Annotated in this window: 11 protein-coding genes; 7 read left to right on the top strand and 4 right to left on the bottom strand. The window is 64.2% G+C overall.

The features are described from left to right. Positions 1 to 37 precede the first annotated feature (37 nt). From ntrB to cysG, 7 genes are read left to right on the top strand one after another with little or no spacing between them, the layout of a single operon-like run. Positions 38 to 934, top strand: coding sequence for a nitrate ABC transporter permease (gene ntrB / locus AC5I5I_RS14580; protein ID WP_495974223.1), 897 nt, complete (start codon positions 38 to 40; stop codon positions 932 to 934). Positions 935 to 943: 9 nt separating this feature from the next. Continuing rightward, on the top strand, positions 944 to 1,738 hold the full coding sequence (locus tag AC5I5I_RS14575) for an ABC transporter ATP-binding protein (RefSeq protein WP_495974221.1): 795 nt from the start codon (positions 944 to 946) through the stop codon (positions 1,736 to 1,738). Positions 1,739 to 1,745: 7 nt separating this feature from the next. Continuing rightward, complete coding sequence (locus AC5I5I_RS14570; RefSeq protein ID WP_495974219.1) at positions 1,746 to 3,059, top strand: NAD(P)/FAD-dependent oxidoreductase; 1,314 nt, start codon at positions 1,746 to 1,748, stop codon at positions 3,057 to 3,059. A 1-nt stretch (position 3,060) separates the two neighbouring features. Then, positions 3,061 to 4,821 carry a NirA family protein gene (locus tag AC5I5I_RS14565; RefSeq protein ID WP_495974217.1) on the top strand — a complete coding sequence of 587 codons (1,761 nt, stop codon included), beginning with the start codon at positions 3,061 to 3,063 and terminating at the stop codon, positions 4,819 to 4,821. Beyond that, positions 4,818 to 6,425: a sulfite reductase subunit alpha gene (locus AC5I5I_RS14560; RefSeq protein ID WP_495974215.1), complete on the top strand. Its 1,608-nt coding sequence runs from the start codon at positions 4,818 to 4,820 to the stop codon at positions 6,423 to 6,425. Before AC5I5I_RS14565 ends, AC5I5I_RS14560 begins: the two co-directional genes overlap by 4 nt. 55 nt (positions 6,426 to 6,480) lie before the next feature. Next, the gene (locus AC5I5I_RS14555; protein WP_495974213.1) at positions 6,481 to 9,198 is read left to right on the top strand and encodes a molybdopterin-dependent oxidoreductase; all 2,718 of its coding nucleotides are present in this window, start codon (positions 6,481 to 6,483) and stop codon (positions 9,196 to 9,198) included. After that, positions 9,170 to 10,678 (top strand): siroheme synthase CysG, encoded by a 1,509-nt coding sequence (gene cysG, locus AC5I5I_RS14550; protein WP_495974211.1) that lies wholly within the window; start codon positions 9,170 to 9,172, stop codon positions 10,676 to 10,678. The genes AC5I5I_RS14555 and cysG overlap by 29 nt, the downstream gene beginning before the upstream one ends. 15 nt (positions 10,679 to 10,693) lie before the next feature. Here cysG and AC5I5I_RS14545 read toward each other — a convergent pair whose 3' ends face one another. The 4 genes from AC5I5I_RS14545 to AC5I5I_RS14530 are packed head-to-tail and all read right to left on the bottom strand — an operon-like array spanning position 10,694 to position 14,069. After that, positions 10,694 to 11,395, bottom strand: coding sequence for an ABC transporter ATP-binding protein (locus tag AC5I5I_RS14545; RefSeq protein ID WP_495974785.1), 702 nt, complete (start codon positions 11,393 to 11,395; stop codon positions 10,694 to 10,696). Continuing rightward, complete coding sequence (locus AC5I5I_RS14540; protein WP_495974209.1) at positions 11,395 to 12,147, bottom strand: ABC transporter ATP-binding protein; 753 nt, start codon at positions 12,145 to 12,147, stop codon at positions 11,395 to 11,397. Before AC5I5I_RS14540 ends, AC5I5I_RS14545 begins: the two co-directional genes overlap by 1 nt. Further along, entirely contained in the window at positions 12,140 to 13,168 is a 1,029-nt protein-coding gene (locus tag AC5I5I_RS14535; protein ID WP_495974207.1) for a branched-chain amino acid ABC transporter permease, read from the bottom strand. The genes AC5I5I_RS14540 and AC5I5I_RS14535 overlap by 8 nt, the downstream gene beginning before the upstream one ends. Continuing rightward, positions 13,155 to 14,069 (bottom strand): branched-chain amino acid ABC transporter permease, encoded by a 915-nt coding sequence (locus AC5I5I_RS14530; protein ID WP_495974205.1) that lies wholly within the window; start codon positions 14,067 to 14,069, stop codon positions 13,155 to 13,157. Before AC5I5I_RS14530 ends, AC5I5I_RS14535 begins: the two co-directional genes overlap by 14 nt. Between the last annotated feature and the right edge of the window lie 17 nt (positions 14,070 to 14,086).

Raw genomic sequence — 14,086 nt, 5'->3', positions numbered from 1 at the left:
TGCCGCGGCGCCGCTTCCCCTCGCGGAGATATTGCAGATGACGATGACCGTTCTGAAGACAGAGCCCAGTGTCGCAACGACCCTGCCAACGGCTGATGTTCTGCGCATCACGCCGCCCAAGCCGAGTTTCGTGCGCGCGAAGCTTCTCCCCGCGTTGCGTGACATCGCCGCCAATGTGATCCCGCCGCTGGTGATGCTCGCGCTCATCCTGACGGTCTGGCAGATCCTCTGCATGAAGCCGGGCGCCACGCTCCCCTCTCCCACCAAGATCTGGAGCGAAGCCTACGACCTGATCGTCGATCCGTTCTTTGTGGCCGGTCCGCAGGACATCGGGCTTGGCTGGCGCGTGTTGACGTCACTGCAGCGTGTCGCGGTCGGCTACGGCTTCGCCGCTGTGATCGGCATCCTGCTTGGCACCATCATTGGCCAATCGGTCTGGGCGATGCGCGGTCTCGATCCGATCTTCCAGGTGCTGCGCACCATCTCGCCGCTTGCCTGGCTGCCGATTTCGCTGGCAGCGTTCCGCGACAGCCAGCCTTCCGCCATCTTCGTAATTTTCATCACTTCGGTGTGGCCGATCATCATCAACACCGCGGTCGGTATCCGCAACATCCCGCAGGACTACCGCAACGTCTCGCGCGTTCTCCGGCTCAACCATCTCGAGTTTTTCTGGAAAATCATGATCCCGTCTGCGGCGCCCTACATCTTCACGGGGCTTCGCATCGGGATCGGCCTCTCGTGGCTCGCCATCGTGGCGGCGGAGATGCTGACCGGCGGCGTCGGCATCGGCTTCTTCATCTGGGATGCCTGGAACTCGTCGCGCCTGTCCGACATCGTCGTCGCGCTCATTTACATCGGCGTCGTGGGCTTCATCCTGGATCGCATCGTCGCGATGCTCGCCAATATCGTCACCCGCGGCACGGCTGCGAATTAGGAGGTTACGATGAAACATTATTTGCAGATCGAGCAGGTCAACAAGATTTTCAAACGCGGGTCGCAGGAGACCAACGTCCTCAAGGATATCGACCTCAGCATCGACAAGGGCGAATATGTCTCGATCATCGGGCATTCCGGCTGCGGCAAGTCCACCCTGCTCAACATCGTCGCCGGATTGACCGATGCCACATCCGGCGGCGTCTTGCTGGAAGACCGGGAGGTCAACGACCCCGGACCCGACCGCGCCGTCGTATTCCAGAACCATTCGCTGCTGCCGTGGCTCACCGTCTACGACAATGTGAGTCTGGCGGTGAACAAGGTCTTCTCCGGCGTCAAGTCGCGCACCGAGCGTCATGACTGGGTCATGCACAATCTCGAACTGGTGCAGATGACGCACGCCAAGGACAAGCGGCCGGGCGAAGTTTCCGGCGGCATGAAGCAGCGCGTGGGCATCGCGCGCGCGCTCGCGATGGAGCCGAAGGTTCTGCTGCTCGACGAACCGTTCGGCGCGCTCGACGCGCTGACCCGCGCCCACCTGCAGGACTCGGTCATGGCGATCCATCAGAAGCTCGGCAACACCGTGATGATGATCACCCACGATGTCGACGAGGCGGTTCTGCTTTCCGACCGCATCGTGATGATGACCAACGGCCCAGCCGCCCGCATCGGTGAGATTCTGGACGTGCCGCTGCCACGGCCGCGCAAGCGCCTGGAGCTCGCAGCGAACCAGACCTACCTGAAATGCCGCCAGCGCGTGCTGGAATTCCTTTACGAACGACATCGCTTCGTCGAAGCGGCGTGAGGCAAAGGTGAGCGAGTCCCTCGTCATCGTCGGCAATGGCATGGCCGCGGCAAAGCTCGTGGAGCGGCTGTCCGCGCACGCGCTCGGGCGCTACGCCATTGCCGTGATCGGCGAGGAGCCGGCGCTGGCCTATAATCGCGTACTGCTCTCGTCGGTGCTGGCCGACGAGGTCGCGCAGAGCGATATCGAACTGAAGTCCAGGCGCTGGTGGCGCGATCGCGGCGTAACCGTGCTCTACGGCCAAGCCGCCACCGCGATCGACCGCGACATCCGCCGCGTCAGGCTCGCGAGCGGCGCCACCATTCCCTATTCGAAGCTTGTCTTCGCCACCGGCTCGCGTCCGATCGTGCTGCCGATCCCGGGACGCGAATTGCCGGGCGTGATGACCTTCCGCGACCTGCGCGATGTCGACGTGCTGAAATCCGCCGGGCGATGCAATGCCGTGGTGATCGGCGGCGGTCTGCTCGGGCTCGAGGCGGCCTACGGGCTCGCCAAGGCCGGCGCCAAGGTCACGGTCGTGCATCTGATGGACCGCCTGATGGAGCGCCAGCTCGACGCGGAATCAGCGGAGATGCTGAAGGCTGCGGTGGAGATGAAGGGCATCGATGTCCTTCTCAATGCCGAGACCGCGCGGTTCGCGGGCAGCCAGAATGTCGAGCATGTCGAACTGAAAGATGGCCGCATCATTCCAGCCGATATTGTGGTGATGGCGGCCGGCATCGCGCCCAATGTCGCACTGGCGCGCACGGCCGGCGTGTCGATCAATCGCGGCATCGTCGTCGATGACGGCATGCAGACCGATATTCCCGGCCTCTACGCCATCGGCGAATGCGCCGAGCATGACGGACGTTGCGTCGGCCTTGTCGAGCCGGCCTATGAGCAGGCCACGGTGCTGGCCGACCGCCTTGGCGGCGGCAGTGCGCGTTATATCGGCAGCACCCCCGCCACCAATCTCAAGGTAACAGGCGTCAACGTGTTTTCGGCCGGTGACTATCTCGGTGCGCCCGGCACCGAGCAGGTGTTGCTCCGCGATCCCGGCCTCGGCGTCTACAAGAAGCTCGTCATCAGGAACGACCGCCTCGTCGGCGCTGTGCTGTTCGGCGATACCGCGGACGGGCTCTGGTATCTCGACCTGATCCGCACCGGCGCACCGACGGACCGCTTCCGCAACGAACTCGCGTTCGGTCGTGCCCTGGCCGAACGCGCAACCAGGCTGGACCAGCACAATCCGGACGAGATAAGGCAGGACAGGACCAGACAGGACAAGATCAACCGGGACAAGACCGAACAGGACAAGACCAAACAGGATCTGGCGGCCTGACATGTCCGGCGATTTCACCCCCGATCAGAAACGCTATCTGGAAGGCTTCGTGTCAGGCCTTTCCACGGCGCGTGCTGCCAGAGGCGCGGGCGGCGGGGGAAAAGGCGAGCCGACCGGCCCGGACGCGATCCACATCAAGGCACAGGACCGCACCATAGCGGCCGGCGGCAAGCTCGCCGATCAGGAGAAGTTCAAGCGCGAACTGCATCCCTTCGATGCGTATCCGAGGCTGCGCGAACAAGCGGAGAAGAACGAGCCGCCCAAGCCCGCCGACAATTTCCGCTGGCGCTATTTCGGCCTGTTCTATGTCGCGCCGGCGCAATCCTCGTATATGTGCCGGCTGCGGATTCCGAACGGCATCCTGACGCACTGGCAATTCGCCGGCCTTGCCGATGTCGCGGAAAATTATGCCGGGCCCTATTCGCACGTAACCACGCGCGCCAATCTCCAATTGCGCGAGATCGAGCCTGCGAACGCCACCAATGTGGTCGAAGCGATCCAGGACCTGGGGCTGTGCTCGCGCGGCTCCGGCGCCGACAATATCCGCAATGTCACGGGCACGCCGACCGCCGGCATCGACCCGCAGGAACTGCTCGACACCCGGCCCTATGCGCGGAAGTGGCACCATCACATCCTCAACGACCGTTCTCTGTACGGACTGCCGCGGAAGTTCAACGTCGCTTTCGACGGCGCCGGCCGCATCGCGGTGCTGGAGGAGACCAACGATATCGGTTTCCAGGCGGTGCTGGTGAAGGACGGGTTCGGCGCCGAGCCCGGCATCTGGTTCAAGCTCACGCTCGGCGGCATCACGGGTCACAGGGATTTCGCGCGCGATACCGGCGTGATCGTGAAGCCCTCGGAAGCGACCGCGATTTCCGACGCCATCGTTCGCGTCTTCATCGAGCACGGCAACCGCACCGACCGCAACAAGGCGCGGCTGAAATACGTGCTGGATGCCTGGGGCTTCGACAAATTCCTGTCCGCGGTGGAGGAAAAGCTCGGCCGCGCGCTCACCCGTGTTCCGGCCGACGCGCTGGAGCCACGTCCGGTATTCGACCGGCTCGCCCATATCGGCGTACATCCGCAGAAGCAGGACGGGCTGTTCTGGATCGGTGTTGTTCTCCCGGTCGGCAAGATGACGGTAGAGCAGATGCGCGGCGTCGCGAGGATCGCGCGCGAGCATGGCGATGGCGATATCCGCCTCACCGTCTGGCAGAACCTGCTGCTCTCCGGCGTTCCGGCGGACAAGGTCACGCAGGTCGAAAGCGAGATCGCGGCGCTCGGCCTGTGCACGCAGGCAACCTCCGTGCGCGCCGGGCTTGTCGTCTGCACGGGTGCCACCGGCTGCCGCTTCGCCGGCGCACATACCAAGGAGAATGCCGAGGAGATCGCACATTGGTGCGACGCGCGCGTATCGCTCGATACGCCGGTCAACATCCATCTCACCGGCTGCCATCACTCCTGCGCACAGCATTATATCGGCGATATCGGTCTGATCGGTGCGCATGTTGCGATCAACGACGACGGCGACAGTGTCGATGGCTATCATGTCCATGTCGGCGGCGGCTTCGGGCCGGATGCCGCGATCGGCCGCGAAATCTACCGCGATGTGAAGGCGGAGACCGCGCCGAAGGTCGTCGAGCGCATGCTGAAAGGCTATCTCGCGCATCGTGCGTCGGCGGATGAGACTTTCCTGGCTTTCGCCAAGCGCCATGAGGTCGAAGCACTGAAGGGAATGTTCGACGCGGAGGCGGTAGAATGACCGCCCTGCCGCCTCCCATCCCCAACCTCATTCCGGAGACCGCGCCGTTCTCGCCCGAGCAGCGCGCCTGGCTGAACGGATTCTTCGCCGGCCTCGTTTCGCTAGACGGCGCGGGCGTCACCGCGCTGTCGCCCGAGCAGAATGCGGCGATGATGTCCGGCAGCACTGGCGACGGCGACGACGGCGAAGCGCCGTGGCACGACCAGACCCTGCCGATGGCCGAGCGGATGACGCTCGCCGAGGGCCGTCCGTTGCGGCGGCGGATGATGGCGGCGATGGCCCAGCAGGATTGCGGCCAGTGCGGCTACAATTGCAGCGACTATGCCGACAAGATTGTCGACAAGTCCGAGGAGCGGCTGAACCTTTGCGTGCCCGGCGGCAAGGAAACCGCCCGCATGCTGAAGTCGCTCTACGAGGAGATGGACAAGGCGCCGGCCGTGGCGAAAGTCCCGGCAGAGGCCAGGCCCGCTAACCCGCAACCCGCAGGAGACGCCGGCCGCTCGCGCGACAATCCTGCGACCGCGACTTTCGTCGGCCGCTACAGGCTCAACAAGCCGGGCTCCGAGAAGGACACCTGGCACCTCGATTTCGATCTCAGCGCGGCGAAACTTGATTACGTCGTGGGAGACGCCTTCGGCCTGTTCCCGAAGAACGATCCCGCCCTTGCGGATGCCATCGTCAAGGCGCTTGGCGTTTCGCCCGATTTCGACATCGGCGGCCGAGCATTGCGCGATATCCTGATCGAGACGGTCGCGCTATCGCCCGCACCGGACTCGCTGTTCCAGCTGTTCTCCTACATCACCGGCGGCGAGCGGCGGCAGAAGGCCAAGGCGCTCGCCTCCGGCGAAGACCCGGATGGCGACGCGGAAACGCTCGACGTGCTGGCCACGCTCGAGAAATTCGCTGGGATCGCACCCGATCCGGAAGCCTTCATCGAGGCGCTCGAGCCGCTGCAGCCCAGGCTCTATTCGATCTCGTCGTCCCCCAAGGTCGAACCCGGCCGGCTGTCGCTGACCGTCGATACGGTACGCTATCCGATTGCAGGTCGCACGCGGCTCGGCGTCGCCTCGACCTATCTCGCCGAGCGTATCGGGCCGGGTGCGCCGATCCAGGTCTATGTGCAGAAGGCGCACGCCTTCGGCCTGCCCGCCGATCCGTCGGTCCCGGTCATCATGGTCGGCCCCGGCACGGGAGTCGCGCCGTTCCGGGCCTTCCTGCACGAGCGGATGATCACCAAAGCTCCGGGCCGAAACTGGCTGTTCTTCGGGCATCAGCGGCGCGACCATGACTATTTCTACGAGGATGAACTCGCCGCAATGAAGGCCGCCGGCGTGCTGACGCGTCTATCGCTTGCGTGGTCCAGAGACAGCGGTCAGAAATTCTACGTCCAGGACCGGATGCGAGAGGTGGGGCGGGATCTATGGTCATGGCTCGCCGACGGCGCCCATATCTATGTGTGTGGCGATGCCAAGCGCATGGCGAAGGACGTCGAGCGCGCGCTGGTCGACATCGTTGCGCAGCACGGCGCGCGCTCGACCGACGAGGCGATTGCCTTCGTCGCCGACCTGAAGAAGCGCGGACGCTATCAGCAGGACGTATATTGATGGTCGTGGTGTCTCAGCGGCCGCAGAACCTGACGTCGTTTGAATACGGCGCGTCATGAACGCGCCCTCAAACACGCCACCCGTCATCCGCACCACCTGCCCTTATTGCGGTGTCGGCTGCGGCGTGCTTGCCTCGCCCGACGGGCGCGGCGGCGCAATGGTCTCCGGCGATCCCGATCACCCAGCGAATCTCGGGCGGCTTTGTTCGAAAGGCTCAGCGCTCGGCGAAACCCTCTCGCTCGGTACGCGGTTGCTGCATCCGATGCTGCGCCAGCCGGACGCGACCTACATCCGCACGGACTGGGACACAGCTCTCGATCAAACCGCCGACGGTTTCCGCCGCATCATCGCTCGCGACGGACCGGATGCGGTCTCCTTCTACCTGTCCGGCCAATTGCTGACCGAAGATTACTACGTCGCCAACAAGCTGATGAAAGGCTTTATCGGCACAGCCAATGTCGACACCAATTCGCGGCTCTGCATGGCCTCCTCGGTCGCCGGCCACCGCCGCGCGTTCGGAGCGGATACCGTGCCCGGCTGCTATGCCGATCTCGATTGCGCCGATGTGATCGTGCTGGTCGGCTCGAACGCCGCTTGGTGCCACCCGGTTCTGTTCCAGCGCATGGTGAAGCACAGGCGCGAACGCGGCGCCAAGATCGTCGTCGTCGACCCCCGCCGCACGGTCACGGCCGAAGAGGCGGACCTGTTCCTCTCCATGGCACCCGGCATGGACACCGTGCTGTTCGCCGGCCTGCTCGCGCATCTCGCCGACAGCACCGCGATTGACTTCGGCTATATCGATACCCACACGTCCGGTTTCGAAGCCGCGCTCGAGCGATGCCGCGCACTGGCCCCGAGTCTGGATGCGGTTGCGGCGGCCACCGGTCTCGACCCGGCCGACATCGCGCATTTCTTCGATCTGTTCCGCACCAACGAACGCGTCGTCACCTGCTATTCACAGGGTGTGAACCAGTCGGCGCAGGGCACCGACAAGGTCAACGCCATCATCAATTGCCATCTCGCCACCGGCCGCATCGGCAAGCCCGGCATGGGACCGTTCTCGCTGACGGGTCAGCCGAATGCGATGGGCGGCCGCGAGGTGGGCGGGCTCGCCAACCAGCTTGCCGCCCATATGGGCTTCTCGCCTGACGAGATCGATCGCGTCGGCCGCTTCTGGGATGCGCCGAACATGGCGCAGCGCCAGGGGCTGAAAGCGGTGCAGATGTTCGAGGCAATCGCCCGCGGCGAGATCAAGGCGCTGTGGGTGATGGCGACCAATCCGGCGGTGTCGCTGCCGGATGCAGGCGCCGTACGCTCGGCATTAAGCCAGCTCGAATTGTTCGTCGTGTCCGAGAACGTTCTGTCGAACGACACGGTCGCATGCGGCGCGCACATTCTGCTTCCGGCCGCAGCCTGGGGCGAGAAAAGCGGGACGGTGACGAATTCGGAGCGCCGCATTTCGCGCCAGCGCGCCTTTCTGCCGTTGCCGGGCGAAGCGAAGCCCGACTGGTGGATCGTCACGCAGGTCGCGCGGCGGCTCGGCTTTGGCGACGCCTTCGCTTACGAAAGCGCGGCGGATGTTTTCCGCGAGCATGCCGCCCTCTCCGCTTTTGAAAACGATGGCAGTCGCGATTTCGATATCGGCGCCTGTGCGGATCTTGACGACGCGGCTTTCGATGCCCTCGCGCCGTTCCAATGGCCGAGAGCCTCGCCAGATACAGCCGCGGAAACGCGCTTCTTCGCGGAGGGCGGATTCTTCACACCGGACCGGCGGGGTCGCTTCGTTGCACCGGAACGGCCGGCGCTGCGGTCGGCGACCGATGCCGCGTTTCCGTTCATTCTCAATACCGGTCGCATTCGCGACCAATGGCATACGATGACACGAACGGGTCTGAGTTCCCGGCTCGCCTCGCATCTGCCTGAGCCATTCGTCGAAATTCATCCCGATGACGCGGTGAACGCCGCACTAGCGGACGACGATTTCGCCAACGTGACCACACCGTACGGAGCCGTCGTGCTGAAGGTGCGCGTCAGCGATGGCCAGCAACGCGGATCGTTGTTCGTGCCGATCCACTGGAGTGAGGCGAATGCATCTTCCGCACGTATCGGAGAACTCGTCACTCCGGCGACCGACCCGTTCTCCGGGCAGCCCGAATCCAAGGCCACACCGGCCTCGATCACGCGCGTCGATTTCCGTTTCGCCGGGTTCCTGCTCAGCAAGCAGTCCGTGAGCCTGCCGAACCACACGTGGTGGGCGCGCTCCTCCGTAGACGGCGGCGATGGCATTTTGTTCGCCTGCAACGATGGCCCCGATCGCTGGCGCGGCTGGATGCATGACAACGCTCCGCCCGATGTCTCTTTGTCGGAATATCTCGACGAACCACACGGCATCTACAGAGCCGCAGGCTTCGCCGATGGACGGCTTGTATGTTGCCTGTTTGTCGGACCGGCCTCGCGGCGGCCGAAATGGGACGTCGCGAAAGCACATCTCGCCGCGGAAACACTGGACGAGCGACAGCGCCGCATTCTCCTGTCCGGACAATCGGCCGATGGCATGGTGGACGCCGGACCTGTCGTCTGCGCCTGCTTCGGCGTCGGCCTCAACACCATTCGCATCGCGCTCGTCACCGGCGCAGCGACCGACGTCGCAGGCATCGGCAGAGCACTACGCGCGGGGACGAATTGCGGCTCCTGCCTGCCCGAACTGAAGAAAATCGTGGCTCAAGAAGGACATCGTGACCGGCATGCACGACAAGACTCGCTCGCCCTCTGAGAGCCCGCCGCCGCGCATGAACCCGCTGGCACGGTTGCCGGTATTCTTCTCGCTGCATGGCAAGCGCGTGTTAATCGCGGGAAGCAACGCGGCTGCAGCCTGGAAGGTGGAATTGCTGGCGGCGGCCGGCGCTCACGTCGAGGTCTATGCCACCAACCCGAGCGACGAATTGCTCGCGGTAGCAGCCACTCCGCCTTCGGGCGAGATCACGCTGCATCGCAAGCCCTGGACTCCTGATGCGATGGAAGGCCAGGCCCTTGCCATCGCCGCTTGCGACACCGATGAGGAGGCCCGGCAATTCCAGGCCGCTGCGCGTGCCGCGGGCATCCCCTGCAACGTGATCGACAAGCCGGGCTATTGCGATTTCTCGTTCGGCGCCATCGTCAACCGCTCGCCGCTCGTTGTTGCGATCTCGACCGATGGCGCGGCCCCGGTCTTCGCGCAGGCGATCCGCTCGCGCATCGAAGCAATGCTGCCCGCGGGCTTCGCGCGCTGGGCGGAGGCCGCACGCAACTGGCGCGAAGCGTTGAAACAGTCGGGTCTGCCGTTCAATGGCCGCCGCCTGTTCTGGCAGGTCTTCACCCGCACCGCCCTGCAGAATCCGAACGGCGCGCCCTCTCCTGCCGATTTCGATGCGCTGCTGAGTCAAACAAGAAGCGAGGCCCCCGCTGCCGAGCATGGATCGGTGACCCTCGTCGGCGCCGGCCCCGGTGACCCGGAATTGCTCACGCTTCGCGCCGTGCGCGCACTCCAATCAGCCGACGTGATCCTGTACGATGATCTCGTTTCGAATGAGGTGCTGGATTTCGCGCGGCGGGAGGCCAAGCGCATGCTGGTCGGCAAAGCCGGGCACGGCCCATCATGCAAGCAATCCGAAATCAACACGTTGATGGTGGGGCTCGCCAAGTCGGGCCGCCGGGTGGTGCGGCTGAAGGGTGGCGACCCTATGATCTTCGGGCGCGCGGGCGAGGAAATCGCAGCCTGCCGCGAGGCTGGCATCGCGATCGAGGTGGTGCCGGGCGTGACCGCCGCACAGGGCGCCGCGAGCCGACTTGGACTGTCGCTGACGCATCGCAGCGCCGCGCGTCGCGTGCAATATCTCACCGGCCATGGCGAGAACGGCTTGCTGCCCGAGGACATCGACTGGCGCAGCGTCGCCGACCCGGCTGCGACCACTGTCATCTACATGCCGAAGAAGACACTGCGGCAGTTCGCCAATCGCGCGCTTGCGGCAGGACTCGATCCGACGACGCCTGCCCTCGCGATCGCCAATGCGACCCGGCCTGAGGAGCAAGTTGTGACAGCAACGATCGGCGCGCTCGCAGACGCGGTGCTTCCCGAGGGACCAACGATCGTCATGATCGGGGCGGTCTGCGGAGCTGCAACAAACTCCGTTCATTCCCGCGAAAGCGGGAATCCAGAATCTGGGTCTCCGCTTGCGCGGGGACGAACCGATGGAGATGCAGTCAGGATCAACTGACGTAAGCTCAGCGCCCTACACCGTCACATAGCGGTGCACGAGATCGGCGTCACGATCCATATCGGCGCTGGTGCCGCGCCACACTGTGCGGCCTTTCTCGATAACGAAATGCCGGTCGGCGATGCGCTTCAGCACCGACAAATTCTTGTCCACGATCAGGATCGACTGCCCGCGCGATTTCAGCAGGGAGATGCAGTTCCAGATTTCGGACCGGATCACCGGCGCAAGCCCCTCGGTCGCCTCGTCGAGAATGAGCAATTGCGGGTTGGTCATCAGCGCACGCCCGACCGCGAGCATCTGCTGCTCACCGCCTGACAACGTGCGGGCATATTGATTGCGCCGCTCTTCCAGCCTCGGGAACAGCCTGAAGACTTCTTCCAGGGTCCAGGGATTCTTGCGCTTCAGGCGGTTGGCCGCGGTCGCGACCAGATTCTCGAACACGGTCAGAAGCGGAAACACCTGCCGCCCCTCCGGCACGAGACCGATGCCGCCGCGTGCGATGACTTCCGGCGCACGCCCGGCGACCGACTGTCCTGCGAATTCGACGCTGCCGCCGGCGGGCGGCGTCAGCCCCATGATCGACCGGATGGTCGTGGTCTTGCCCATCCCGTTGCGACCGAGCAGGGTCACGATCTCGCCGTCGCCGACCGACAGGTCGATGTCGAACAACACCTGGCTGCGGCCATAGCGCGCCTGCAGCTTCTCGACCTTCAGCATCATGCGTCGCCCTCACCGAGATAGGCGACCCGCACCGCCTCGTTGGTGCGGATGTCTTCAGCGGAGCCGGTTGCAATCCGCTCGCCGTTGACGAGCACGGAGATTCGATCGGCCAGAGCGAACACCGCGTCCATGTCGTGCTCGACCAGAAGGATGGTGACTTCCGTCTTCAGCACTTTGAGCAAGTCGATCATTCGCGCACATTCGGCCGTACCGAGGCCGGCCATCGGCTCGTCCAGCAGCATCATGCGCGGCTTCGTCGCCAGCGCGATCGCAAGCTCGAGCTGCTTCTGTTCGCCGTGCGACAGCTCGGAGACCAAGATGTCCGAGCGGCCGCCCAGGCCTACACGATCGAGATGCTGGCGCCCCTCGTCGCGGACATCGGTGACGCGGCGCGCATCGACGAAGAACTGGTACGAATGACCACGCCTCGTCTGTACTGCAAGCGCCACATTGTCGAGGGTCGTGTAGTCGGGAAGCAATTGCGTGATCTGGAACGAGCGGGCCAGTCCATGTTGCACGCGCTCCGGCGTTTTCCAGCCGCTGATCTCCTTGCCGTCGAAATGGATGGTGCCTGAATCCTGATGCAATTCGCCCGCGATCTGCGAGATAAATGTTGTTTTGCCGGCGCCGTTCGGACCGATCAGCGCGTGCAGCTCGCCTTCCACGACATCGAGCGAAAGACTGTTTGTCGCGATCAGGCCGCCGAAGCGCTTGGTCAGGCGATCGACCTTGAGAAGCGGCTCACTCACGTTTGCGGCTCCAGCCGGAGAACAGCGACATCAACCCACCCGAGGAGAACAGCACGATCACGATCAGGATCGGGCCCAGGAAGAACTTCCAATGTTCGGTCCACGAGGTCAGGACCGTCTCGAGCCCGATCAGCAACGCCGCGCCGAGCGCCGGACCAAGCAGCGTTCCCGTGCCGCCAAGGATGATCATGATCATCAGGTCGCCCGACTTGGTCCAGTGCAGCATGTCGGGCGATACGAACTTGGAGTAGTTCGCCATCAGCGCGCCGGCAAGGCCTGCGCCCATGCCGGCGATCACGAATGCGGTGAGCTTGTATTGATAGGTCGATACCCCGATCGCAGCCATGCGCCGTTCATTCTGGCGAATGCCGCCGAGCAGCATTCCGAACGGCGAGCGCACCAGCCGCGCAAAGACCACAAAGTAAACCACCGCAATCGATATGGTCAGATAATAGAAGGTCGTGTCGTCGGCCATGTTGAGGTCGAAGAGAACGTTGCGGCGCCGCACGATCAGCCCATCGTCGCCGCCATAGGCCTTCAGCGACAGGAACAGAAAGAACAGCATCTGCGCGAAGGCGAGCGTGATCATGATGAAGGGCACGCCGCTCGTTCGCAACGAGAGGGCGCCAAGCACAAGGGCACACAGGCCGCTGATCGCGACCGCCGCGATCACGGTGATCAGAAACTGGTTGGTACCGGGGATGAAGCCGAGGAACGGGTTGCCGTCGACATAATGGTGATAAAGGATACCGACGACATACCCGCCGACCCCGAAATACGCGGCGTGTCCGAAGCTGACCATGCCGCCATAGCCGAGGATCAGATTAAGACTGGCAGCGGCGATTGCGTAGATCGTGATGCGGATGGCGAGGCCGATCAGCGACGGATCGCCGATCGACTTCGCGACGGCCGGAAAGGCCGCGGCGCACAGGATGAAGACGATGGTGCCAGCAACCGGCCACCAGTTCCGGTGCGGCGGCGCATCGGCCTGCCCCACATATTTCTCGTCAACCTTGAGCATGGAACAGCCCCTGCGGCCGGATCAGGAGCACCAGCGCCATCACGAGATAGATGCCCATGGACGAGAGACCGGCACCGAGCGCGTCGGCTTCCGACGCGTTCATCACGGTCTTGAGCATCCCCGGCAGAAAAGCGCGCAGCAGGGTATCGGTGACGCCGACGATCAGCGCGCCGTAGAAGGCGCCGCGGATCGAGCCAAGCCCGCCGATCACGACCACGACGAAGGTAAGGATGAGGATCTGCTCCCCCATCCCGACCTGGACCGCGAGCAACGGGCCGGCCATCAGCCCGGCCAGCCCCGCGAGCAGCGCGCCGAGCCCAAAGACGACAGTATAGAGAAGGCGGATGTCGACCCCGAGCGCGCGGACCATTTCGCGGTGGGTCGATCCCGCACGCACCAGCATGCCGATGCGGGTCTTGTTGACCAGGAGATACAGCCCGAGCGCCACCAGGAGGCCGACCACCATGATCGCGATGCGATAGGTCGGGTACGGGACGCCGGGAATGATCTCGACGGAGCCGGAGAGGAACGGCGGCATGCCAACGAAAAGCGGCGTGCGGCCGAACAGCATCGTAGTGCCTTCGTTGATGAACAGGATCAGCCCGAAGGTTGCCAGCACCTGTTGCAGATGATCGCGATCATAGAGCTTGCGGATGACCACGAACTCGATCAGCAGGCCCGCGACCGCGGCCGCCAGCAGCCCGGCCGGCACGGCCAGAAGAAAGGAGCCGGTTTTTGCCGCCACCAGCGCCGCGCCGTAGGCTCCGATCATATAGAGCGAGCCATGCGCGAGATTGATGACGTTCATGATGCCGAAGATGAGGGTCAGTCCCGCCGCCATCAAAAACAGCATGATGCCGAACTGAACGCCGTTCAGAATCTGCTCAAGCGCGAGCGTCATACCGGGCAACACATCAT

The organism is Pseudorhodoplanes sp. (assembly GCF_059499825.1).
This window is presented reverse-complemented; position numbering and strand designations above follow the sequence as displayed.

Excerpts from the sequence above, each read along its gene's own strand:
- ntrB (WP_495974223.1), top strand. The coding sequence starts at position 38 with ATGACGATGACCGTTCTGAAGACAGAGCCCAGTGTCGCAACGACCCTG.
- AC5I5I_RS14575 (WP_495974221.1), top strand. The coding sequence starts at position 944 with ATGAAACATTATTTGCAGATCGAGCAGGTCAACAAGATTTTCAAACGC.
- AC5I5I_RS14565 (WP_495974217.1), top strand. The coding sequence starts at position 3,061 with ATGTCCGGCGATTTCACCCCCGATCAGAAACGCTATCTGGAAGGCTTC.
- AC5I5I_RS14560 (WP_495974215.1), top strand. The coding sequence starts at position 4,818 with ATGACCGCCCTGCCGCCTCCCATCCCCAACCTCATTCCGGAGACCGCG.
- AC5I5I_RS14555 (WP_495974213.1), top strand. The coding sequence starts at position 6,481 with ATGAACGCGCCCTCAAACACGCCACCCGTCATCCGCACCACCTGCCCT.
- cysG (WP_495974211.1), top strand. The coding sequence starts at position 9,170 with ATGCACGACAAGACTCGCTCGCCCTCTGAGAGCCCGCCGCCGCGCATG.
- AC5I5I_RS14545 (WP_495974785.1), bottom strand. The coding sequence starts at position 11,395 with ATGCTGAAGGTCGAGAAGCTGCAGGCGCGCTATGGCCGCAGCCAGGTG.
- AC5I5I_RS14535 (WP_495974207.1), bottom strand. The coding sequence starts at position 13,168 with ATGCTCAAGGTTGACGAGAAATATGTGGGGCAGGCCGATGCGCCGCCG.
- AC5I5I_RS14530 (WP_495974205.1), bottom strand. The coding sequence starts at position 14,069 with ATGACGCTCGCGCTTGAGCAGATTCTGAACGGCGTTCAGTTCGGCATC.